General features: G+C 63.5%; 23 protein-coding genes and 1 riboswitch. Of the genes, 19 read left to right on the forward strand and 4 right to left on the reverse strand.

Going from position 1 to position 21,901, the window contains the following annotated elements:
- The first annotated feature begins 361 nt into the window (after positions 1 to 361).
- The 13 genes from cobT to KO539_RS21830 all read left to right on the forward strand — a co-directional run bounded on the left by cobT (position 362) and on the right by KO539_RS21830 (position 13,245).
- Positions 362 to 1,402, forward strand: coding sequence for a nicotinate-nucleotide--dimethylbenzimidazole phosphoribosyltransferase (cobT, locus tag KO539_RS21770; RefSeq protein WP_219311685.1), 1,041 nt, complete (start codon positions 362 to 364; stop codon positions 1,400 to 1,402).
- A gap of 4 nt (positions 1,403 to 1,406) precedes the next feature.
- Positions 1,407 to 2,213 (forward strand): adenosylcobinamide-GDP ribazoletransferase, encoded by an 807-nt coding sequence (locus KO539_RS21775; RefSeq protein ID WP_219311687.1) that lies wholly within the window; start codon positions 1,407 to 1,409, stop codon positions 2,211 to 2,213.
- Positions 2,214 to 2,219: 6 nt separating this feature from the next.
- Positions 2,220 to 2,774 (forward strand): histidine phosphatase family protein, encoded by a 555-nt coding sequence (locus KO539_RS21780; protein ID WP_219311688.1) that lies wholly within the window; start codon positions 2,220 to 2,222, stop codon positions 2,772 to 2,774.
- Between the two features lie 44 nt (positions 2,775 to 2,818).
- Positions 2,819 to 3,061: riboswitch (cobalamin riboswitch) on the forward strand.
- A gap of 9 nt (positions 3,062 to 3,070) precedes the next feature.
- Positions 3,071 to 5,050, forward strand: coding sequence for a TonB-dependent receptor domain-containing protein (locus KO539_RS21785; protein WP_257626398.1), 1,980 nt, complete (start codon positions 3,071 to 3,073; stop codon positions 5,048 to 5,050).
- An 88-nt stretch (positions 5,051 to 5,138) separates the two neighbouring features.
- On the forward strand, positions 5,139 to 6,164 hold the full coding sequence (locus KO539_RS21790) for an iron ABC transporter permease (protein ID WP_219311690.1): 1,026 nt from the start codon (positions 5,139 to 5,141) through the stop codon (positions 6,162 to 6,164).
- 7 nt (positions 6,165 to 6,171) lie between these two features.
- Entirely contained in the window at positions 6,172 to 6,945 is a 774-nt protein-coding gene (locus KO539_RS21795) for an ABC transporter ATP-binding protein (RefSeq protein WP_035824908.1), read from the forward strand.
- The gene (cobO, locus tag KO539_RS21800; protein WP_219311693.1) at positions 6,942 to 7,568 is read left to right on the forward strand and encodes a cob(I)yrinic acid a,c-diamide adenosyltransferase; all 627 of its coding nucleotides are present in this window, start codon (positions 6,942 to 6,944) and stop codon (positions 7,566 to 7,568) included. The genes KO539_RS21795 and cobO overlap by 4 nt, the downstream gene beginning before the upstream one ends.
- Before the next feature lie 7 nt (positions 7,569 to 7,575).
- On the forward strand, positions 7,576 to 8,142 hold the full coding sequence (gene cobU / locus KO539_RS21805) for a bifunctional adenosylcobinamide kinase/adenosylcobinamide-phosphate guanylyltransferase (protein WP_176388135.1): 567 nt from the start codon (positions 7,576 to 7,578) through the stop codon (positions 8,140 to 8,142).
- Positions 8,136 to 9,089, forward strand: coding sequence for an adenosylcobinamide-phosphate synthase CbiB (cbiB, locus tag KO539_RS21810; RefSeq protein ID WP_219311695.1), 954 nt, complete (start codon positions 8,136 to 8,138; stop codon positions 9,087 to 9,089). The genes cobU and cbiB overlap by 7 nt, the downstream gene beginning before the upstream one ends.
- Positions 9,082 to 10,068 carry a threonine-phosphate decarboxylase CobD gene (gene cobD / locus KO539_RS21815; protein ID WP_219311697.1) on the forward strand — a complete coding sequence of 329 codons (987 nt, stop codon included), beginning with the start codon at positions 9,082 to 9,084 and terminating at the stop codon, positions 10,066 to 10,068. Before cbiB ends, cobD begins: the two co-directional genes overlap by 8 nt.
- On the forward strand, positions 10,065 to 10,976 hold the full coding sequence (locus tag KO539_RS21820; RefSeq protein WP_219311699.1) for a cobalamin-binding protein: 912 nt from the start codon (positions 10,065 to 10,067) through the stop codon (positions 10,974 to 10,976). The genes cobD and KO539_RS21820 overlap by 4 nt, the downstream gene beginning before the upstream one ends.
- Entirely contained in the window at positions 10,973 to 11,794 is an 822-nt protein-coding gene (locus KO539_RS21825) for an ABC transporter substrate-binding protein (protein ID WP_219311701.1), read from the forward strand. The genes KO539_RS21820 and KO539_RS21825 overlap by 4 nt, the downstream gene beginning before the upstream one ends.
- Entirely contained in the window at positions 11,791 to 13,245 is a 1,455-nt protein-coding gene (locus tag KO539_RS21830) for a cobyric acid synthase (protein ID WP_219311703.1), read from the forward strand. The genes KO539_RS21825 and KO539_RS21830 overlap by 4 nt, the downstream gene beginning before the upstream one ends.
- Positions 13,246 to 13,311: 66 nt before the next feature.
- Here the strand turns inward: KO539_RS21830 and KO539_RS21835 are convergent, their stop codons facing one another.
- Complete coding sequence (locus tag KO539_RS21835; protein WP_219311705.1) at positions 13,312 to 14,466, reverse strand: hypothetical protein; 1,155 nt, start codon at positions 14,464 to 14,466, stop codon at positions 13,312 to 13,314.
- 116 nt (positions 14,467 to 14,582) lie between these two features.
- Entirely contained in the window at positions 14,583 to 15,554 is a 972-nt protein-coding gene (locus KO539_RS21840; RefSeq protein WP_219311708.1) for a helix-turn-helix transcriptional regulator, read from the reverse strand.
- A 168-nt stretch (positions 15,555 to 15,722) separates the two neighbouring features.
- On the opposite strand from KO539_RS21840, the gene KO539_RS21845 reads away from it, so the two are divergent.
- The 6 genes from KO539_RS21845 to yacG all read left to right on the forward strand — a co-directional run bounded on the left by KO539_RS21845 (position 15,723) and on the right by yacG (position 21,143).
- Positions 15,723 to 17,195, forward strand: a complete 1,473-nt coding sequence (locus KO539_RS21845; RefSeq protein ID WP_225243832.1) for a DHA2 family efflux MFS transporter permease subunit — start codon at positions 15,723 to 15,725, stop codon at positions 17,193 to 17,195.
- 73 nt (positions 17,196 to 17,268) lie between these two features.
- Positions 17,269 to 18,465, forward strand: coding sequence for a type II secretion system F family protein (locus KO539_RS21850; RefSeq protein ID WP_219311710.1), 1,197 nt, complete (start codon positions 17,269 to 17,271; stop codon positions 18,463 to 18,465).
- Between the two features lie 107 nt (positions 18,466 to 18,572).
- The gene (locus tag KO539_RS21855; RefSeq protein WP_219311712.1) at positions 18,573 to 19,442 is read left to right on the forward strand and encodes an A24 family peptidase; all 870 of its coding nucleotides are present in this window, start codon (positions 18,573 to 18,575) and stop codon (positions 19,440 to 19,442) included.
- A 22-nt stretch (positions 19,443 to 19,464) separates the two neighbouring features.
- Positions 19,465 to 20,115: a dephospho-CoA kinase gene (gene coaE / locus KO539_RS21860; protein ID WP_219311714.1), complete on the forward strand. Its 651-nt coding sequence runs from the start codon at positions 19,465 to 19,467 to the stop codon at positions 20,113 to 20,115.
- Positions 20,116 to 20,177: 62 nt separating this feature from the next.
- Entirely contained in the window at positions 20,178 to 20,933 is a 756-nt protein-coding gene (gene zapD, locus KO539_RS21865) for a cell division protein ZapD (protein WP_035824877.1), read from the forward strand.
- Positions 20,934 to 20,951: 18 nt separating this feature from the next.
- Positions 20,952 to 21,143, forward strand: coding sequence for a DNA gyrase inhibitor YacG (gene yacG / locus KO539_RS21870; RefSeq protein ID WP_034748814.1), 192 nt, complete (start codon positions 20,952 to 20,954; stop codon positions 21,141 to 21,143).
- A gap of 13 nt (positions 21,144 to 21,156) precedes the next feature.
- On the opposite strand, the gene KO539_RS21875 is transcribed toward yacG, so the two are convergent.
- Positions 21,157 to 21,573 (reverse strand): hypothetical protein, encoded by a 417-nt coding sequence (locus KO539_RS21875; RefSeq protein ID WP_219311716.1) that lies wholly within the window; start codon positions 21,571 to 21,573, stop codon positions 21,157 to 21,159.
- Between the two features lie 12 nt (positions 21,574 to 21,585).
- Complete coding sequence (locus KO539_RS21880) at positions 21,586 to 21,795, reverse strand: hypothetical protein (protein WP_035824872.1); 210 nt, start codon at positions 21,793 to 21,795, stop codon at positions 21,586 to 21,588.
- Between the last annotated feature and the right edge of the window lie 106 nt (positions 21,796 to 21,901).

Here is a 21,901-nt window from a genome sequence, read left to right on the forward strand (position 1 = left end):
TCTTGTGAACATTTGATATTTTAAGTTAGACGCCAATCCGAAGATTGACGCTGCACTTACATCAAATGCCCACACTTATCGACTGTTAATTGTTAAAGAACTGTATTCGGTGCTACTTTCGCGCTATCGACAAAGCGTTGTGTTTGTCAGCTGCGAAGAAGGAAGAGTATGAAGCATTTCGCTAAATCCGTCAACTCCTTCTTTTCTCTCGTCTCACTCGGCATTTGCATGCGTCGTTCAGCGAGGGGGCAAATTATAGCCCTGGCCCGAACTCCCCGCAAGCGCTAATTTGCATCTGGGCAAATATTGCTGTGTGATATCGTAGTGCCGACCATACCCTGCCTCATCCATATAGATTCCCATGCCTATCCCACACATTACCTCTACCGCCAATCCCGCCCTGGCCAGCGCACTCGAACACGCCATCAATAGCAAGACCAAGCCGCTGGGCAGCCTCGGCATGCTGGAAACCCTGGCCCATCAGATCGGCCTGATCCAGCAAGGCACGCAACTGGCATTGCACCAGCCTGCCATCATCGTTTTCGCGGCCGACCATGGCGTCGTCGCGGAAGGCATTTCCGCTTATCCGCAAAGCGTGACCTGGCAAATGGTGGAGAACTTCCTCGGCAACGGCGCCGCCATCAATGTCTTCGCCCGCCAGGCCGATTGCGCTCTCTATATAGTAGACGCTGGCGTGAACCATGATTTCGGCCCGCGCGACGGCTTGCTTGACCGCAAGCAAGGCCCCGGCACCCGCAACTTCGCCCAGGAACCCGCCATGAGCCAGGAACAATGCCTGGCCGCCATGCAGGCGGGCATGGAGCTGGTCGCCACCCTGGATGGCAATGTGCTGGGCTTTGGCGAAATGGGTATCGGCAACACCACCGCTGCCGCGGCACTGATGCACAAGCTGACGGGCACGCCCGTCACCGATTGCGTGGGCGCCGGCACCGGCCTGTCGAAAGATGGCGTGTTGCATAAACAACGAGTGATCGAAGCGGCCGCCGCCCATCACGCGGCAGTCAATGAGCCGCTCGACGTGCTGGCCACCTTTGGCGGCTTCGAAATCGCCATGATGGCCGGCGCCATGCTCAAGGCGGCCGAACGGCGCATGATTTTGCTGATCGATGGCTTCATCGTCAGCAGCGCTTTGCTGGTGGCGGCCCGTTTGCAGCCGGCCATTCTCGATTACTGCGTGTTTTCGCACTGCTCCGATGAAAATGGCCACCGCCAGCTGCTGGAAAGCCTGGGCGCGCGTCCACTGCTGCACCTCGATTTGCGCCTCGGTGAAGGCACGGGTTCGGCGCTGGCCTTGCCGCTGCTGCACGCGGCCGTCAACTTCATGCGCGAGATGGCGACGTTTGCCTCGGCCCAGGTCAGCGAAAAGTCCACGCCAGACTAAGACGATGACCAATCCCGTTTCCGCCGCCATCCACCAGTGCCGATTGTTCTTCATCGCGCTGCAGTTCTTCACGCGCCTGCCAATACCGCGCTGGGTGGGTTTCGAGCCGGCCTGGCTGCAGCACGCCTCGCGCTACTTTCCACTGGTCGGCGTGGTGGTGGCGGCCATCAGTGGCGCCGTGTATCTGGTGGCCAGCTGGCTCCTGCCTTCGGCGGTGGCCGTGCTGCTGGCCGTCGCCGCCGGCATCTACCTGACGGGCGCCTTCCATGAAGACGGTTTTGCCGACATGTGCGACGGTTTCGGCGGTGGCATGACGCGCGAGCGGGTGCTGGAAATCATGAAGGATTCGCGCATCGGCGCGTATGGCGCCATCGGCATCCTCTGCCTGCTGGCGATCAAGTGTGCGGCGCTCGCTTCACTGCCGCCTGCAAAGGTGGTGGCGACATTATTCATCGCCCACCCGCTCTCGCGCCTGGCCGCCGTGTCGCTGATCTGGCTCATGGCCTACGCGCGCGACGAAGGCAAGGCCAAGCCGATGGCGCAAGAGATGAGCACCGCTGAATTCATCATCGCCACCCTCTGCGGCCTGCTGCCCGCCATCGCCTGCGGCCTGCTGGGCATATTTGACTGGGCCACGCTGGTCTTTGCCGTCGTGGCGGCGGCAGCTGCCGCATTCTGGCTGGGCCGCAAATGCCAGCGCCGCCTGCAAGGCTACACGGGCGACTGCCTGGGCGCCGTGCAGCAGGTGGCGGAAGTGGCGATTTACCTGGCCATCCTGTCCAGCTTTCAACCTCCATTGCGCTTCTACTAAACAAGCATGCGCCTGATCCTCGTTCGCCACCCCACGCCGCAAGTCACCAGCGGCACCTGCTATGGCCGCAGCGACGTGGCGGTGGCGCCGCACGAAATGGCCACGGTGCGCGCCAGCCTGCAAGCGACTTTGCCGGCCGGCGTACCGCTCTACGCCAGTCCGCTGCGCCGCTGCGCCGGCCTGGCGACAGCCTTGGCGCAAGACCTGCCTTCCAGCGTCCTGCGCCTTGACGCGCGGCTGGCCGAGATGGATTTCGGCGCGTGGGAAATGCAGCCCTGGCACGCGATTGCGCGCGCGGACATCGATGCCTGGGCGGCCGACCTGGCCTGGTACCGCCCCGGTGGAGGCGAGAATGTGCTGGCGATGGCCACCCGTGTCGATGCGTTTTTAGGCGACCTGTTGCGCGAACAACACGAAACGGCCATCCTCATCTGCCATGCGGGCACCATCCGCCTGCTGTCGGCACTGCAAGCCCGGCTGCCATTGGAGGAAGCGGCTCTGCTGGCCGCCCGTTCCGCCCATAAAATCGCCTACGGTGCGACGGTCGTCGTCGATTTCTGATATCGAATCGTCCAGCCAGCCATTTCAGTCCACGCCTGCTGCACGTATAATGGCGGGGTTTTGGTGCCCGCGTTCATGTCCATGAGCGCAGTTAAACGGGAAACACGATGCCGCAACCGCGGCGAACGTGTGCTGCCCCCGCAACGGTAAGCAAGTGTCGCCCCTCGCAACAGGAAGCGGGCGACAAGCTATCTCTGACAACCACTGTGCTTGCAATCATCGAGCATGGGAAGGTGGGATAGCCGCACTTGCCAGCCCGGATACCGGCCAGGACAGGTGGAAGTGTGCGAACGGGGATGTTCGCGATCCGAATGGCCCATGGCCATCTTCGATCGTCATCTTCAGTTCCCACTTCTGTTCAATCTGGCCTACGGGGACGTCGGCTGGTTGCATATTACTTACTGAAAACTATCATGACCCATGCTGTTTCCCGCCACGCGGCGCTCACGTCGCTCGCGCTAGCCATTGCCGCGCCTACCGCTTTCGCCCAAGCCACGCCGGACACCTTCGATCCCATCATCGTTACCGCCAACCGTTACCCGCAGCATCTGAGCGAAGTATTGAGCGATACGCAGACCATCAGCTCGGAAGACATCGCGCGCTCGGGCGCCGGTACGCTGATCGATCTGCTGCAAAAGCAGCGCGGCATTGAAGTCAATCGCTATGGCGGCCCAGGCACCGATTCGAGCGTCTTCATCCGCGGTGCGAACAGCAACCAGAATATCGTGCTGGTCGATGGTGTACGTATCGGCTCCGCCACATCTGGCACTGCCAGCTGGAGCGCCCTGCCGCTGTCAAGCATCGACCACGTTGAAATCGTCTACGGCCCACTGAGCACCATGTATGGCGCCGATGCGGTCGGCGGCGTGATCCAGATCTTTACCAAGAAAGGCGACGGCGCGACGCGCTTTTCCGCCTTCGCCGGCTACGGCCGCGACAACACCCGCCAGCTGGAAGCCAGCGTTGCCGGCTCTACCGGTGGCAACAACAGTTTCAGCTACGCGCTGACTGCGGGCAAGGAAAAATCGGATGGATATTCCGCCACCAAACCTGGTAATTTTTCCTATAACGGCGATAAAGACGGCTACGACAAGGAAAGCGTCAGCGGCCAGTTTGGCTACCAGATGGCCAAGGGACATGACGTCGGCCTGGTTTTCCTGAACAGCAAACTGGATGCACAATACGATGCGGGCTTGAACTTCGACGCGCGCAACGACAAGAAGCAGGAAAGCATTTCGGTCTTCACGAAGAACCAGTTCTTGCCGAACTGGACCAGCGAGCTGCGCTACGCAGAATCGAAGGACAAACTGACCGCAGTATCCGCCGCAGGCACCTCCGGCAGAAGCCAGTTCGACACCAAGCAAACTGACATCAGCTGGCAAAACGATATTCTCCTCGGCCGCGACACCCTGCAACTGCTGGGTGAATACCGTGACGAAGACGTCGTGAGCTCGCTCGAAGGCCTGTCCGGCGGACGCAATACAAAGTCTTTCGCGGCATCGTACAACCTGGTGCGCGGCGCTCACCTGGCCAGCATCAGCGGCCGTCGCGACGACAGCTCGGTGTACGGGACGCACAACACGGGCAGCGTCGCCTATGGCTACCGTTTCAGCAACGCTTTGCGCGCCAGCGCCAGCTATGGCACCAGCTTCCGCGCACCGTCCTTCAACGATCTGTACTACCCTGATTTTGGCATCCCCACGAACAAGCCAGAAAAAGGCCGCAATGCTGAAATTGGATTGCACTACAACGACGGCCAATCGCAACTGAGCGCGATCTACTATCATAACAAGATTACCGATATGATCAACTACGTAGCGGCTTGCCCAGTTATTGGCTGGAAACCAGGCTATGGCTGCAGCACGAATGTCGACAAAGCTCTGCTCGAAGGCGTGACACTGGCTGGCGCGCATAAATTCGGTGCCTTCAACGTCAGCGGCAATATCGACCTGCAAGATCCGCGCAATGAATCGCTCGACAAGCAACTGGTGCTCCGCGCGAAAAAACACGCCAATTTCGCTGTCGATTACACGACCGGTCGCTTGACCGCCGGTACGGAATGGCAGTTGTCGGGCAAACGTTTTACAGATCCCGCCAACACAAGCACCCTCGGTGGCTATGGCTTGCTGAACCTGTACACCACCTACCAGTTCGCGCGTGACTGGTCGGTGCTGGCACGCTGGAACAACATCACCAACAAAGACTATGAACTGAGCCGTTTCTACGCGACGCCACGCTCGAACCTCTTCGTTGGCGTACGCTACGGCATGAAATAAGCACCTAGTAATGATGTAAGCTGCGGGCGATGGCATGCCGCCGTCGCCAGCAGATGCAGTTCTGCAGTCCCCGTTTTTAAGGCAGTACATGCACCCATTTTTCCGCAATATGCGCCACCGCGCCACCGTGATCCTCACGGTGCTGATCGTGTGCGCGATTGCCAGCCTGATTTTCTCCGGCATGATCGGTTCGATCGCGATCCCGCTCGCCGACCTGCCTTCCGCCCTGCTCCATGTCGTGCAGGGCAAGACCGACACTCTCGCCGCCACCTTGCTTGACCTGCGCCTGGGCCGCGCGCTGACCGCCTTTGTCACGGGCGCGGCGCTGTCGCTGGCCGGCGTCATGATGCAGGCGCTGCTGCGCAATCCCCTGGCCGACCCGTATGTGCTGGGCATTTCCGCCGGCGCCTCCGTCGGCGCACTGGCCGCGCTGCTGTTCATGTGCGCGCTGTGGGTGGTCGATGCGGCCGCCTTTACCGGCGCCGTCGGCGTATCGATGCTGCTGTACTTTTTTGCCCGGCGCGACCTGCGCGGCGGCACGGCGGCCGAAGGGGGCGCCTCGCTTTTGCTGCTGACGGGCGTGATCCTGGCCTCGGCCTGCATGGCCATCGTCACCCTGATGCTGTCCATCGCCCCGGAAAGCCGCTTGCGCAGCATGGTGTTCTGGATGATCGGCGACCTGTCCGGCGCACCGGCGCGGCTGATGCCCTGGCTGGTCCTGGCCGGCGCCCTGGTCTTCGCCTTGCGCTACGCGCGCTCGCTGAACGTCATGGCGCTGCATGCAGAAGCGGCCAGCACCCTGGGCGTGCGCGTGGGCGCGCTGCGCAAGGGCCTGTTCTTCTGTTCCGGCCTGCTCACGGCCAGCGCCGTCACCAGCGCCGGCAGCGTGGGCTTCGTCGGCCTGATCGTGCCGCATGCGTTGCGCTTTGCCTGCGGCCCCGATCATCGCCTGCTGATACCGGCCGCCGCGCTGGCCGGCGGCACCTTCCTCGTGCTGGCCGATACCCTGGCGCGCACCGTGCTGGCGCCCTTGCAACTACCGGTCGGCGTGGTCACGGCCATGATAGGCGCGCCCGTCTTCCTGTACCAATTGCACCGCTTGCGCAGGGGATGAAACAAGCATGATACGTACTTACCAACTCGGCCTGAAGGCGGGCACGCGCTGTCTCGTGGAAAACCTCATCTGGCATATCAGAGATGGCGAATGCTGGAGCGTGATCGGCCGCAATGGCGCCGGCAAAAGCACCTTGCTGCGCACCCTGGCCGGCTTGCGCGAACCGGATGCCGGCCACGTGACGATACAGGGCCGCGCCCTGATCGACTGGCCGCTCGACGCACTTGCGCGCGAACGGGCTTTCCTCGCGCAGGCGCGCCACGATGCGTTCTCGTACCGCGTCATCGAAACCGTGCTGTCGGCGCGCCACCCGTATCACGACAACCATTACTGGGAAGGCAGCGACGACCAGCGCATCGCCCTGGCGGCGCTGGCCTCGATGGAAGTGGAACACCTGGCCGAGCGCGATGTGCGCAGCCTGTCCGGCGGCGAACGTCAGCGCGTGGCGATTGCCGCCATGCTGGCGCAGGATACACCCTTGCTGCTGCTCGATGAACCTGCCAACGCGCTCGACCTGGCGCACCAGGTCAGCGTCATGGGCCTGCTGGCTAAACTGTGCCGCGAACAGAATAAAACCGTGGTGATGGTGGGGCATGACCTGAACCTGGCGCACAGCGTTTCGACCCATGCGCTGCTGCTGATGGGCGATGGCGGCTGGCTGGCCGGTCCCGTGGCCGACGTGATGCAGGCATCCATCCTGGGCGACTACCTGGGCCACCCGATCGAGATCATCGAGCACGGCAAACGCAAGATATTCATACCAAAAGAGGATCAACAATGAACGATAACATCGACGCGGACACCGCCGCCATCAACGAGCGCCACCGCGTGCGCATGGAGAGAAAAAAGGCCATCATCGATGCGGCCATCGCCAAGGCCGACAAGGAAATCGGCATCATCATCGTCAACACGGGCAATGGCAAGGGCAAGAGCTCGAGCGGCTTCGGCATGGCCATCCGCGCCATGGGCCACGGCATGAAAGTCGGCGTGGTGCAGTTCATCAAGGGCGCCATGTCGACGGGCGAAGAAAAATTCCTGCGCCGCTTCCCCGATGAAATCAGTTTTCATGCGATGGGCGAAGGCTATACCTGGGAAACGCAGAACCGCGAGCGCGACATCGAAAAAGCCGAACTGGCATGGGAGCAGGCGAAGACCTTCCTGGCCGACCCCAGCTACGGCCTGGTGCTGTTCGACGAACTCAATATCGCGCTCAAGTACAACTATCTCGACGTGCATAAAGTCATTGCCGACCTGTTGGAACGCCCGGCCATGCAGCACGTGGTCATCACGGGCCGCGGCGCGCCGGACGAACTGATCGCAATCGCCGACACCGTCACCGAAATGGCCGTCGTCAAGCATGCGTATGCGGCCGGCATCGGCGCACAAATCGGCACCGAGTGGTAACAGCGCCATGACGCGCACCCTGGTCTTCGGCGGCGCCCGTTCCGGCAAGAGCGCCTATGCGGAAAAGCTGGCCCGCGAGTCCGGCAAGGAGGTACTCTACCTCGCCACCGCGCAGGCGGGCGACGGCGAGATGGCCACGCGCATCACGCATCACCGTGCGCAGCGCCCGGCCGGGTGGGTGACTATCGAAGAACCGCTGCGCCTGGGCGACGCCATCCTGCGGGAAGCCCGGCCCGGCCGGTTGCTGCTGGTCGACTGCCTGACCCTGTGGCTGACGAACCTGATGTTTTCCAGCGGCGAGACGTATCCGGACGTGGGCGACATCGCGCTGCCCGAACTGTTCCACAGCGAGCGCGCGCACCTGCTGTATGCGCTGGCGGAAATCGAAGACACAGCTTGCGACATTGTGCTCGTATCAAATGAAGTGGGCATGGGCATCGTGCCCTACGGCGCCATTTCGCGCTGCTTCACCGATGAAGCGGGCCGCTTGAACCAGGCCGTGGCGGCCGTCTGCGACAAGGCCGTGTTTGTCGCCGCCGGCTTGCCCCTGTACCTGAAAGGTGGCCCATGCTGAGCGGGCTGTCGCTGCCCATGCTGACCGCCTTGATGACGGCCGGCGTGCTGCTCGACCTGCTGCTGGGAGAAACGCGCCGCTGGCATCCGCTGGTGGGTTTTGGCCGCTTCGCCAACGCTCTGGAACGCCTGCTGAACCGGGGCCGTGGGCGTTTGCTGCGCGGTGCGCTGGCGTGGTTGCTGGCCGTGCTGCCCATCAGCTATGCCGCCTACTGGCTGTGCGGCCTGGCCGGCGCCGCCCTCCACGTCTTCTTGCTCTATCTTTGCCTGGGCCTGCGCAGCCTGCGCGACCACAATCAACCGATTGCCGACGCCCTGGCCATCGATGACCTGGACAACGCGCGCCTGCTGACGGCGCGCATCGTCAGCCGCGACACGGCCAACGCCGATGCGGCCAGCCTGGCCAAGGCCAGCACCGAATCCCTGCTGGAAAACGGCAACGACGCCGTGTTTGGCACCCTGTTCTGGTTTGCCGTGGCGGGCGGCCCCGGCGCCGTGCTATTCAGGCTGGCCAATACGCTCGACGCCATGTGGGGCTACCGCAACGAGCGCTACGACTGGTTCGGCTGCTGCGCCGCGCGCATCGACGACGTCTTGAATTACCTGCCGGCGCGCCTGACGGCCCTGTCGTATGTCATGCTGGGCAAGAACATGGCCGACAAAAAACGCGCCTGGCACTGCTGGCGCACGCAGGCGCCCAACTGGGGCAGTCCGAACGCGGGCCCCGTGATGGCCAGCGGCGCCGGGGCCCTGGGCCTGGCTTTGGGCGGCGACGCCATTTACGACGGCGAGCTGGAACGCCGCCCGCCTTTGGGCAGCGGTCGTCCCGCCGAAGCGCGCGACATCGACCGCGCCTGGCGCCTGGTGGCCGAGACGGCCGTGTTGTGGCTGATCTGGATGGCGCTGCTGGCGGGCCTGTTCTATCTGAAGGGGAAATACCTTGCTTGAACATGGCGGCAACCTGCGCGACGCCGCGCGCGAATATGGACGGCCCATCGCCGGCTGGATCGACCTGTCGACGGGCATCAACCCGCACTGGTATGCAGCGCCAGCACCCGACGCCAACGCCTGGCACCGGCTGCCGGAAGCCGATCCCGCGCTGGCCGCTGCCGCCTGCGCGTACTACGACGCGCCGGCCATGCTGCCGGTCGCCGGCACGCAAGCCGCCATCCAGGCCCTGCCCCGGCTGCGCGCACCGTCGCGCGTGGTGGTGGCCGCGCCGTCGTATGCGGAACACGCGCACCACTGGGGCCAGCACGGTCACGACTTGCGGCAAGTGCCGTATGCGCAGCTGGCCGATGCCGTCGACCACTGCGAGGTATTGGTCATCTGCAACCCGAACAACCCCACCGGTGAGCGCATCGCTCCCGCACTGCTGCTGGAATGGGCGGGCAAGCTGGCCGCGCGCGGCGGCTGGCTGGTGGTCGACGAAGCGTTTGGCGACACGGAAGCGCACGCCAGCCTCGGGGCGCACACAGGCCAGCCGGGCCTGATCGTGCTGCGCTCGGTGGGCAAATTCTTTGGCCTGGCGGGACTGCGCCTGGGTTTTGTCACCGCCCATCCCGCCCTGCTGGTGCAACTGGCCGACATGCTGGGACCGTGGAGCGTCAGCGGCCCGGCACAGCAGGTGGCGCTGGCTGCGCTCACCGACACGCACTGGCAGGAAGCGATGCGCGAACGCCTGCGCGGCGAAGGCGCCCGCCTGCATCAGCTGTTGGCCGCACACGGCATCGCCAGCAGCGGCACGGCGCTGTTTCAGTGGTGGCCGGAAGAACACGCCGAAGCCTTCTGGCGCCACATGGCTGAAGCAGGCATCTGGGTGCGCCTGTTCCGCCACGCGGCCCACGGCATCCGCCTGGGCCTGCCCCCCGACGAACACGCCTGGCTGCGCCTGCAGCAGGCCCTCACCACATGGAAGCACATATGAACCACTTGAAAACCGCACTGCTGCTGGCCGGACTGGTCTCGCTGCAAACACACGCCGCCATCACCGTGCGCGACGACGACGGCAATACCGTCACTGTGGAAAAGCCGGCGCAGCGCATCCTGGCGCTGGCGCCGCATGTGACGGAGCTACTGTTCGCGGCCGGCGGCGGCGAGAAGATCGCCGGCATCGTCAGCTACAGCGACTATCCGGAAGCGGCAAAGAAGATCACGCAAGTGGGCGACAACCGCCAGTACGACATGGAGCGCATCATCGCCCTGAAACCGGATCTGATCGTCGTGTGGATGCATGGCAGCGCCGAACGCCAGATCGCCATGCTGCGCCAGCTGAAGGTGCCCATCTATCACAGCGAACCGCGCAAGCTGGCCGACATCCCCGACAGCATGGAGCGCCTGGGCCAGTTGATGGGCACGGAGAAAACCGCCAAACCGGCCGCCGCCCAGCTGCGCGCCAAACTGGCCAGCTTGACGGCGCAATACGCGCAGCGCCCGCCCGTGCGCGTGTTTTACCAAGTGTGGGATAAGCCTTTGTACACCTTGAGCGGCGCGAGCATCATCAGCGACTCGATGCGCCTGTGCGGCGGCCAGAATGTATTCGCCGCGATGAAGGTGGTGGCGCCTGTCGTCACCCCGGAAGGCGTGCTGCAGGAAGACCCGGAAGTCATCTTCGGCACCAGTGAAAAAAGCGATCCGCGCAGCGAAGGCGGCCTGGCCATGTGGCGCGCCTTCCCGTCGATGACGGCCGTGCGCAAAAATAACCTGTTCCGTCTGAATGGCGATTTGCTCAACCGCGCCGGCCCGCGCATGATCGAAGGCACGGCCGCCATGTGTGAACAGCTGGAGGTGGCGCGCCAGCGCCGCACCGCTCCTGCAGCCAAGGCGGCGCCGTGAGCCACGCGGTGAGCCACTACCAGCGCATCGCATGTTTGTCGACGGAAGCCGTGGAGACGCTGTATGCGCTGGGCGCGGAAGACACGATCGCGGGCATCTCCGGCTTTACCGTGCGCCCACCCCGCGCGCGCGAGGAAAAGACCAAAATCAGCGGCTTTTCGTCCACGAACCTGGAACGTATCCTGGCAGTGAAACCGGACCTCGTGATCGGTTTTTGCGACATGCAGGCCGATATCTGCCGCGACCTGGTCAAGGCCGGCATCGAAGTGCACCAGTTCAACCAGCGCACGGTGGAGGGCATCCTGCGCATGATCGCCGTGCTGGCCGCGCTGGTGCAGCGCGAAGAAGCGGGCAAAGTACTGATCTCCAGCCTGCGCGCCGACATCGCCGCCGCCCGCACCCGCGCCGCCGCCTGGGCGCGCAAGCCCGTGATGTACTTTGAAGAGTGGAACGATCCCCTGATGAGCGGCATCGGCTGGGCGGCGGAATTGATCGAGATCGCCGGCGGCACGGACGCTTTCCCGGAGTTGTCCGCACATCCCGGCGCGAAGGAACGCATCATCGCCGATCCTTTGGCCGTCGTGACGCGCGCGCCCGACATCATCCTCGCCAGCTGGTGCGGCAAGAAGTTCCAGCCGGCGCAGCTGGCGGCACGCCCGGGCTGGGATGCGATTCCCGCCGTGAGAAACCAGATGCTGTTCGAGATCAAGTCGCCCGACATCCTGTCACCCGGCCCTGCCGCGATTACCGAAGGGCTGCGCCAGATCAGCGACATCATCGCGCAGTGGCAGGAGAATCAGAAAGAGCAGCAGGCATGAAGAGTCCCTTTCCCGCCCTGATGGTGCAAGGCACGACGTCCGACGCGGGCAAGAGCACCGTCGTCGCGGCCTTGTGCCGATTGTTGAAACGCCGTGGCGTGACGGTAGCGCCGTTCAAGCCGCAAAACATGGCCTTGAATAGCGCCGTGACGAGCGATGGCGGCGAGATCGGCCGCGCGCAAGCCCTGCAAGCGCTGGCCTGCGGCATCGCGCCGCACACGGACATGAATCCGGTGCTCTTGAAACCGTCATCGAACACGGGGGCACAAGTGATCATCCACGGCAAGGTGCGCGCCGAGATGGATGCGCGCGACTACCAGCAATATAAAACCATCGCCATGGGCGCCGTGCTGGAATCATACGCGCGCTTGCGCCAGCAGTACGACTCCGTCGTCGTCGAAGGCGCTGGCAGCCCGGCAGAAGTGAACCTGCGCGCGCGCGACATCGCCAACATGGGCTTCGCCGAAGCCGTCGACTGCCCTGTGATCCTGGTGGCCGACATCGACCGTGGCGGCGTCTTCGCACACATCATCGGCACCCTGGCGTGCCTATCCGACAGCGAGCGGGCGCGTATCATCGGCTTCGTCATCAACCGCTTCCGCGGCGATATCTCGCTGCTACAACCGGGCATCGAGTGGCTCGAGCAGCAAACGGGCAAGCCCGTGCTGGCCGTGCTGCCCTATCTGCACGGCCTGTTTCTCGACGCGGAAGACGCCGTCGAAGCGATGCAGGCCGAACGGGGCGCCTTCAAGGTGGTGGTGCCGCAACTGCCGCGCATCAGCAACCACACGGACTTCGACGCGTTGCGCGCCCACCCCGAGGTCGACCTGCAATTCATCCAACAGGGGCAGCCGATTCCAGCGGCCGACCTGGTGATCCTGCCTGGCAGTAAAAACACGCGCGGCGACCTGGCCTGGCTGCAGCAGCAAGGCTGGCCCGCCTATCTGGCCAAACACCTGCGCTACGGCGGCAAGGTGCTGGGCATCTGCGGCGGCTTCCAGATGCTGGGGCAAAGCGTGCGCGATCCGCTGGGCGTGGAAGGCGCGGTAGGAGACTCAACGGCGCTGGGCCTGCTCGACATGGTGACGGAACTGACAAGCGAAAAACGCCTGGAACAGGTGAGCGGCCGCTGCGCGTTTGCCGGCGCGGCCGATGCGCCCGTCGCAGGCTATGAAATCCACATGGGACTCTCGCATGGCGCGGCGCTGGCGCAGCCGGCCTTTGTCATCGATGGGCGGCCGGAAGGCGCCGTGTCGGGTGACGGCCAAATCCTCGGCAGCTATTTGCACGGCATGTTCGATACGCCCGCCGCGTGTTCGGCGCTACTGCGCTGGGCCGGGCTGGACTCCGGCCACACGGTGGACACGGCCGCCCTGCGCGAGGCCAGCCTGGAGCGGATTGCCGACGCGGCGATGCCGTTGATGGATGCGCTGGAACGACTGCCACGCTGATAGTGGTGTCGGGTTACGCCGTACCGGCTAACCCGACCTACTCACACAGGCACGTGGCAGCACCCCTTAATTTTTCAGGCACGTGCCCATATACGAGCGGTCGGTCGAGAATTCGACCGCCATGCTCGACGACACCGGCATGAACATCGAATAATCCGCCGGCACGTCGGCGGGGTCCTTGAACACGGCGATGCCATCGAAATCGACGGCCTGCGCGCCCAGGCCCAGCTTGTTGACGGTGATGGTTTCGGCGTGCGTCTTGCCGGCAGTGTTGTTGCTGATGGTGGCGGTGCTGCCGGCCACCACGATCTTCGCGCTGATGCCCGGCGCAGCGCAAGCATAACTGCCGGCGATTTCGGTGCCGATCTTTTGCTGTTTGGCCGCCACGATGGTGCCCACGCGCAGCACGTTCTGCTGGTTGCGGCTGTAGCGGTCGATGAACAGCGCCAGCCCACGGTCGCCAGCGTGCACGTGCACGATGCCGAAGTCCTGGTCACCCTGGCGGGCGACGAGCAAGCCATTCTTCGCATCCTTGACCAGGGTCAGGCTGGCGTTTTCCGCTTCCAGCTGCGGCGATACCGCGGAACACACGCCTTGCGCATTGAACACGCCGCCATTGCACAGTTGCGCGCTGCCATCGGCCGCCACCTTGAGACTGCCTTTCGGATTGAAACGGTCGCCGCCGTTCGAGGCATTGCGCATGGCGCCCAGGAAGATATAGCTGCCGGCCAGCTTGGCCACGTCCGTGACGGCATAGCCGCTGCCGCTGACATTGGAATTCATGTTGCCCAGTTTCACAGTCCCTGTCAGCAAGCGCGTGCGTGCGTCGACACTCAGGCTCAGGTCGGTGCCGGCATAGGTCGTGATATTGCCGGTGGTGGTGGCGCTGAACGTGCCGCTGCGGTCGACCAGGCCGAACTGCGTCGACAGCACCTTGACGTTGAAGGTTTTTTTGGCACTGTCGAACGTGATGCGCCACGTGTCGCCGATATCGGCGGCCACGTCATACACGCTTTCATCGGCGCTGGCGCCGGCGATGACGCTCAGGCCAGCCTGCTTGGCCACGGCTTCCGATGCCACCGTCACGCTGTCGACGGGAACGACGGGAGGCGTGACCACGACGGGCGGCGTGACGGGTGCTTCCGGCGTGCCGCCATCGCTGCCGCCACCGCATGCGGACAGGGCCGCGCCAAACAAAACGATCGAAATTGCATTCTTCATCAGTGACCTTCCAGGATTGCGGGACAAATTGCGAATGACACAGGACTCGCAACGACAACGCTCATGCTAGATCCGGCTGGAAGTTATTACTATAGGACAATTGTTCTATGGACTTTCTACGGCAACATCTCGGTCAGCACAGTCAGCGCCGCCGCCAGCGCCGTCTTGTTGCCGACATCGAGCTTGGCATATACGCTGTGTAACTGATTCCTGACGGTGGCCGGCGATACCCCTTGTTGCCGGGCAATATCCTTGTAACTGAGGCCGGTGGCCGCCAGGCGCGCCACAGCGCTTTCGACGCCGGTCAGCGACCGCCCCGCCGGGCGCTGCGCCAGTTGGATATACAGGTAGCCGCCCAGTTCCGTCACTTGCGCCACCAGGGTTTTGCCCGTGTAGCGGCCGAGGCCAGGGCGCCGCAATTCTGTAACAAAGTCCGCCGGCAACATGGGCGGGTCCCATTCGGGCCACTCCCGCTGCAGCATGTCGGCGGCAATCGGCTCCATATATTGCAGGCAGCCGTTCAGGCTGGCCAGCAAGCGGACACTGCCGGGTGACGGCTGCGTATCCGTTGCCAGGAACAAACGGCTGTTGATCGCCTGCGCCTGGGTCAGGTGCGGCAACAGCAGGTTGCCCAGTTCAATCTCAGTAGCGGAATAGGCGCGTTCCGGCCCTGCCCGCCACAAGGCAATCAAGTCCAGGTTGGCATGGTGGGTGGCCGGTGAGATCAGCACCATGCTGTGGGCAATCGCATACTTCCTGCAGTAGGCATGCAAGTCCAGGTAGCGCCGATCGATCTCGGCCGACGCCATCGTCACGCAGCGGCCGCGCGAACGGCAGGCATCGGCCAGGATCGTGTCCGGGCTGACGAGCGCCTTGCGGTCCGCCAGTTTCTCTATCGGTTGCTGATACATGTGCAGGCTGTGCAGCGAAATCGCCATGTCAGGAGAAAAAGAGGCGGCGATGATGGCGGCGGAATCGAAGGAAAGCGCCTGCCTCAGCATGTCGAGCGCCTGTCCCTGGAACTCGCCCGTCGTGCATTCCTGCGCACTGCCATACAGATTCAGGATCAGGTGATTCAATTCTCTCATCGTACCGAGTCCGTTTTCATCCAGGAATGGCGGCATTGTGCTGCGCGGCAAGAGGCATGTCAACATAGCAATTATGGCCAAGCAGAGGGCACGGACGGCACGCCTGCGCCATTTATGTGACAATTCGTCGTACTGTCGGCTCCGTTTTTCCTCCTCAGGCTCGCATCCATGACCAGTTCCCCGATTAAAAGCTACCTTCCCTGGGTGGTCGCCACCGCCCTGTTCATGGAGCAACTCGACTCCACCATCGTCAACACCGCCATCCCCGCCATGGCCGCCAGCCTGAACGTGACGCCACTGAGCCTGAAGGCCGTCGTCACCAGCTACATCCTGAGTCTGGCCGTGTGCATTCCCATCAGCGGCTGGATGGCCGACCGCTTCGGCACGCGGCGCGTGTTTTCCGCCGCCGTTGCCATCTTTACCCTCGCCTCCATCCTGTGCGGCCTGTCCGTGAATGCGCCCATGCTGGTGGCTGCGCGCCTGCTGCAAGGGGTGGGCGCGGCCATGATGATGCCGGTGGGCAGGCTCACCATCATCCGCACCTTTCCCAAGTCGCAACTGCTGGCGGCCATGAATTTCGTCATCATCCCCGCCCTGATCGGTCCCCTACTGGGACCCACGGTGGGCGGGCTGATCGTGCACTGGCTGTCGTGGCGCGAGATTTTCTTCGTCAACGTGCCTGTCGGCCTGGTGGCGCTGTACCTGGCGCACCGCTACATGCCCGACTACTACGGCGACAAGCCCCGTCCACTGGACCTGATCGGCCTGGTGCTGTTCGGCACGGGCATCGCGCTGCTGTCATGGCTGCTGGAAATCTTTGGCGAGCACCGCATCGACGGCACCTCGTTTGCCGTGCTGCTGTTCATTTCCATCAGCCTGCTGGCCGCGTATGCCTGGCATTCGAGCGAAGTGCTGCACCCGCTGCTGCGCCTGACCCTGTTCAAGATCCGCACCTTCCGCGTCTCCGTCGTGGGCGGCTTCGTCACGCGCCTGGGCGTGGGCGGCCTGCCCTTCCTGTTGCCGCTGCTGTACCAGCTGGGCCTGGGCTTGCCCGCATGGCAATCGGGCTTGCTGATGATGCCGTCGGCCGCGGCCGCCATGGGCATGAAATTCATTTCCGCGCGCGTGCTGGCACGCTTCGGCTATCGCCAGGTACTGATCGTCAACACCGTGCTGATCGGCGTCACCATCGCCATGTTTTCACAGGTAAGCGTGGGCACGCCCCTGTACGTGATCGTCGCCATCAGCCTGTGCATGGGATTTTTCAATTCGCTGCAGTTCTCCAGCATGAACACCATCGCGTATGCCGACGTCGACAAGAGCGATTCGAGCATGGCCAGCACCATCGCCAGTTCGATGCAGCAACTGTCGATGAGCTTTGGCCTCGCCTTCGGTTCGCTGATCACAGGCTGGTACCTGGGCGACATGCCGCAGTCGGACCGCGCCATGCTCAGCACGGCCCTGCACCATACTTTCCTGACCCTGGCCGCGCTGACGGTGCTGTCTTCGCTGACCTTCTGGACCTTGCGCCGCGACGATGGCGAAAGCATCAGCAAGGGCACGGACAGCGACGAGGACGATGCGGCCGACGTGAAAGCCCAGGCCGTTGTCCAGACGGAAGTGCAAACCACGAAAGGCTGAGCCACATCAAGCTTGCCGCCAGCGCCGCTGGCGCTTTGGCCTGCCACTGCTACCGTGACGGCAGGAGGTGCACATGGCGGCCGAGCGGCGCTTTGCGTGGAAGGGCACGGACCGCCATGGCAAGGCGGTCGATGGCGTCTTGCGCGCCGCCGACGCCAGCGCTGCCAAGGCCGCACTACGACGCGAGGGCATCCTCGCCAAGCGGGTGCAGGCTGCGCGCAGCGCGCCCGGCAAGGCCATCACAAGCAAGGATATCGCCCTGTTCACGCGCCAGTTGTCGACCATGATGGCGGCCGGCGTGCCGCTGCTGCACGCCTTCGACATCGCCGGCAAGGGCCACGCCAAACCGGCCGTCACCGAGCTGATGCGCGACTTGCGTCACGACATCGAAGCGGGCAGCAGCCTGCAGCAGGCATTTCGCCAGTTCCCGCTGCTGTTTGACGAGCTGTACTGCAACTTGCTGGCGGCCGGCGAACAGGCGGGCATCGTGCAGGAATTGCTGGCGCGCCTGGCCACGCACCAGGAAAAAGCCATCACCCTGCGGCGACAAGTGCGCGGCGCGCTGATGTATCCGCTCGTCATCGTACTCGTCGCCATCGTCGTCACGGCCATCATCATGAGCGTGGTCGTGCCCGCGTTCCGCCAGGTCTTCGACAGCTTCGGCGCACCGTTGCCATTGCCTACCCTGCTCGTCATGGGCGTGTCCGCCTTTGTTGTCCGCTACTGGCTGGCCTTGCTGGCGGCGCTCGTGCTCGCTTGCCTGCTGCTGCACCTGGCCTGGCGCCGCTGGCCCGCCTTGCGGCGCGACACGCAACTGCGGGCGCTGCGCCTGCCCGTCTTCGGTCCCCTCCTGCGCAAGGCGGCAATCGCCCGCTGGACGCGCACCCTGGCGGCCATGTTCGCCGCCGGCGTGCCGCTGCTCGAATCGCTCAGCCTGGTGGGCGCCGCCTCCGGCCACACGCTGTACCAGGAAGCGACGACACGCATCGAACGCGAAATCCGCGCCGGCGGCAGCCTGGCCCTGGCCATGGAACACAGCGCCGTATTTCCACCCTTGCTGACGCAGTTGGCCCTGATCGGCGAGGAATCGGGCGCGCTCGACGCCATGCTGTCGCGCGCGGCCGATATCATCGAGGCCGATATCGACGCCACGGTGGCCACCCTTTCCACGCTGCTGGAGCCGGCGCTGATGGTCGTGCTCGGTGTGCTGGTCGGTTCCCTCGTGATCGCCCTGTATTTGCCGATTTTCAAGCTGGGGGCGGTGATTTGAGCATACACCCTGCGCAAAACGTCCCCATGCATCGGCAGATGTTTTACACTGCGGCAGTGCCAGGCAATGTTTGCGCGGCAACACTCATCACCTCAGACTAGTCCACCATGCTACAAGATACCCTGCTGTTCGCCGCGCCCGGCAATCTGCCCGTCGCCCTCGTCGCCGCCCTGTTCGGCCTGATCGTCGGCAGTTTCCTGAACGTGGTGATCCACCGCGTGCCGAAAATGATGCAGCGCGAATCCGATAATTACGTGGCGGAAGAAAGCGGCTTGCCCTTGCCGCACACGGACCGCTACAACCTGATGCTGCCGCACTCGAACTGTACCGCTTGCGGCCACCGCATCACGGCCATGGAAAACATCCCCGTCATAAGTTACCTGCTGCTGCGCGGCAAGTGCAGCGCGTGCAAGGCGCCCATCTCCGTGCGCTACCCATTAGTGGAAGTGCTGACGGGGGCCCTGTCGGCCCTGTTGATCTGGCATTTCGGCAGCGGCTGGACCGGTCTCGCCACGCTCGTGTTTGCCTGGCTGCTGATCGCCATGACCTTCATTGATGCCGATACGCAAATGCTGCCCGACGACCTCACCTTTCCTCTGCTGTGGGCGGGACTGCTGGTCAATATCAACGGCACTTTCGTACCGCTGCAAGACGCCGTCATCGGCGCGGCCGCCGGCTACCTGGCCCTGTGGGGCGTGTACTGGGCCTTCAAGCTGGCGACAGGCAAGGAGGGAATGGGCTATGGTGACTTCAAATTGCTGGCGGCGCTCGGTGCGTGGCTGGGCTGGACCATGCTGCCGACGATCATCCTGTTGTCGTCGCTGGTGGGCGCCGTGGTCGGCATCGGCCTGATCGTGTTTGCCAAGCGCGGGCGCGACAAGCCGATTCCGTTCGGCCCCTACCTGGCGGCGGCGGGCCTGATCGCCCTGCTGTACCGCACGCCCCTGTCACAACTGACGCTGGGCCTGGCCGGCTGATGGCCTTCCTTTGGAAACATACATGCACATACAAAACGCCCCCTATTTCAGCGTCGGACTCACCGGCGGCATCGGTTGCGGCAAAAGCACGGTGGCCGACATGTTCGCCGCTCGCGGCGCTTCCATCGTCGACACCGACCAGATCGCGCACAGCCTGACGGCGCCAAACGGTGCGGCCATGCCGGCCCTGGTGGCGGAGTTCGGCGCCGACTATGCGGACGCGCGCGGCGCCCTCGACCGTACCAAAATGCGCAACCTCGTGTTTGCCGACGCCGCCGCCAAGGCGAAACTGGAAGCCATCCTGCACCCGCGCATCCGCCAGGCTACCCTGGCGGCGGCCGAAGCAGCGACGGGCAGCTACGTGATCTTTGCCGTGCCCCTGCTGGTCGAGTCGGGCGGCTGGGTGGAGCGGGTCGTCAACCGGGTGCTGGTCATCGATTGCCTGGAAAGCCTGCAAGTGTCGCGCGTGATGGCGCGCAATGGCTTATCGGAAGAACAAGTCAAAGCCATCATGGCCACGCAGGCAACGCGCGCCATGCGCCTGGCGGCGGCGGACGATGTGATCGACAACAATGGCGATTTGGCGTCCCTGGAACCGCAGATTGCCCAGTTGCACGATTTATATCTGGCATTTTCAAAAAGAATGGCCGGAATGGCCCCGCAACGTTTGTAATTTGTCGACGCTTGGTTCAAAATCACGGGATTGTTTGCAGGTCCTTACTTAAGGGAATTATTTTGATTGTCTACGAATACCCTTTCAACGAACGCATACGTACCTTGTTGCGGCTGGAAGACCTGTACGACAAATTCAAGTTCTTCATCCAGCAAGAACATGCAATGCAGCACCATGTTGCCTTGGCAACTATTTTCGATATGCTCGAAGTGGCCGGCCGCGCCGACCTGAAGTCCGACCTGCTGCAGGAACTCGAGCGCCAGCGCCAAAGCCTGCTCGGTTACCGCAGCAATCCGAATGTGGAACCGGAAACCCTCGATGCCATCTTGGCTGAACTCGACAGTGTCAGCGGCGCCCTGGTGGCGGCGCAAGGCAAGACGGGACAGAATATCCGCGACAATGAATGGCTGATGAGCATCCGCGGCCGCACCATCATCCCGGGCGGCGCCTGCGAATTCGACTTGCCATCGTACTTTGCCTGGCAAAAACGCAGCTCGGAACAGCGCCTGACCGATATCCACGCGTGGTTCGCCCCGCTGGCGCCGCTATTCGATGCGCTGGCCCTCGTGCTGCGCCTGCTGCGCGATTCCGGCGGACCCGTTAAACTGATCGCCAATGGCGGCAGCTACCAGCAAATGCTGCAAGGCAAGGTGTACCAGATGCTGCGCCTGAGCCTGGATGAAAACAGCGGCGCCATCCCGGAAATTTCCGCCAACAAATACATGCTGTGGGTACGCTTCACAACCCAAGGCGGCGACTTGAAACCCAAGCCGCTGGAAGAAGATGTCCCGTTCGAGCTCACGCTCTGTAATTTTTAACTGTTACTTATTTGCCCCATCATGACCGTCGTTAACTGCCCTACCTGTGCCGCCAAAGTCGAATGGACTGAAGCCAACAAATTCCGCCCCTTCTGCTCGGAACGCTGCAAGCAGATCGACCTGGGTGCCTGGGCCGAAGAGAAATACACGATCCCCGCCGCCGACCCGTTTGAAGATCCCCTCGCGGACGAAGACAACAAGCCGCAGTAAGCCACCATAAGCCTCAATTAAACGGATTTTCCAGGCGCAGCCCCTGCGCCGCGAAACTGTCGAGCCTGCCGCTGACCACCGTCAAGCCATAGGCGATGCCCATCGCCGCAATCTGCCTATCGACGCCGTGCGCGTGGCCACGGCCATGCAGCCGCGCGCACACGAGCGCGCAATCGAGGTCGAATTCCAGCAACCGCGGCGCATATTCCGCCAGCACGGCTTCCAGCCAGCCTTCCAGCGCCAGTGCTTCCAGCGCCGCCTCGCGCCGCCAGCTGCACTGTATCCCTGCGCGCAATTGTGCGATCACCTGCACCGGCACATAGCGCATCTCCGGCGCCACCTGCTCGAAAAAACCGGCCACGCCCGCCGGCACGGCGCTGCCCTTGCGCGCAGCAACGATCACATCGGCATCGAGCAGATAGCCGGGCATCAGCGTGGCGATTCAGGAGCGGCGCTCGAAATCCGCATCCAGCCCCACGTCGGGCATGCTGCGCAAAATATCGTCGAGCGGGCGCTTCGGCAGGGGACGCAAGGCGCTGCGCAGGATGTCGCGGTGCTCGTCCTCGATGCTGCGCCCATGCGCGCGGGCACGCTTGTGCAAGGCGGCGATCAGCAATTCATCGGTATCGGTAAAGGTCAGTGTCAGCGGCATGCGAGACTCCCCGGTGCGTGATGAAAGCACTGTAGCGCAAAGCGCGCGCGATACAAGGAAAGTAAGAGGAAAGCTTGCGCCAGCACGCAGCATGCTGCTGCCCGCT

Source organism: Janthinobacterium sp. NKUCC06_STL (assembly GCF_019345455.1).
In the GTDB taxonomy this organism is placed as follows: Bacteria; Pseudomonadota; Gammaproteobacteria; order Burkholderiales; family Burkholderiaceae_D; genus Janthinobacterium; species Janthinobacterium rivuli.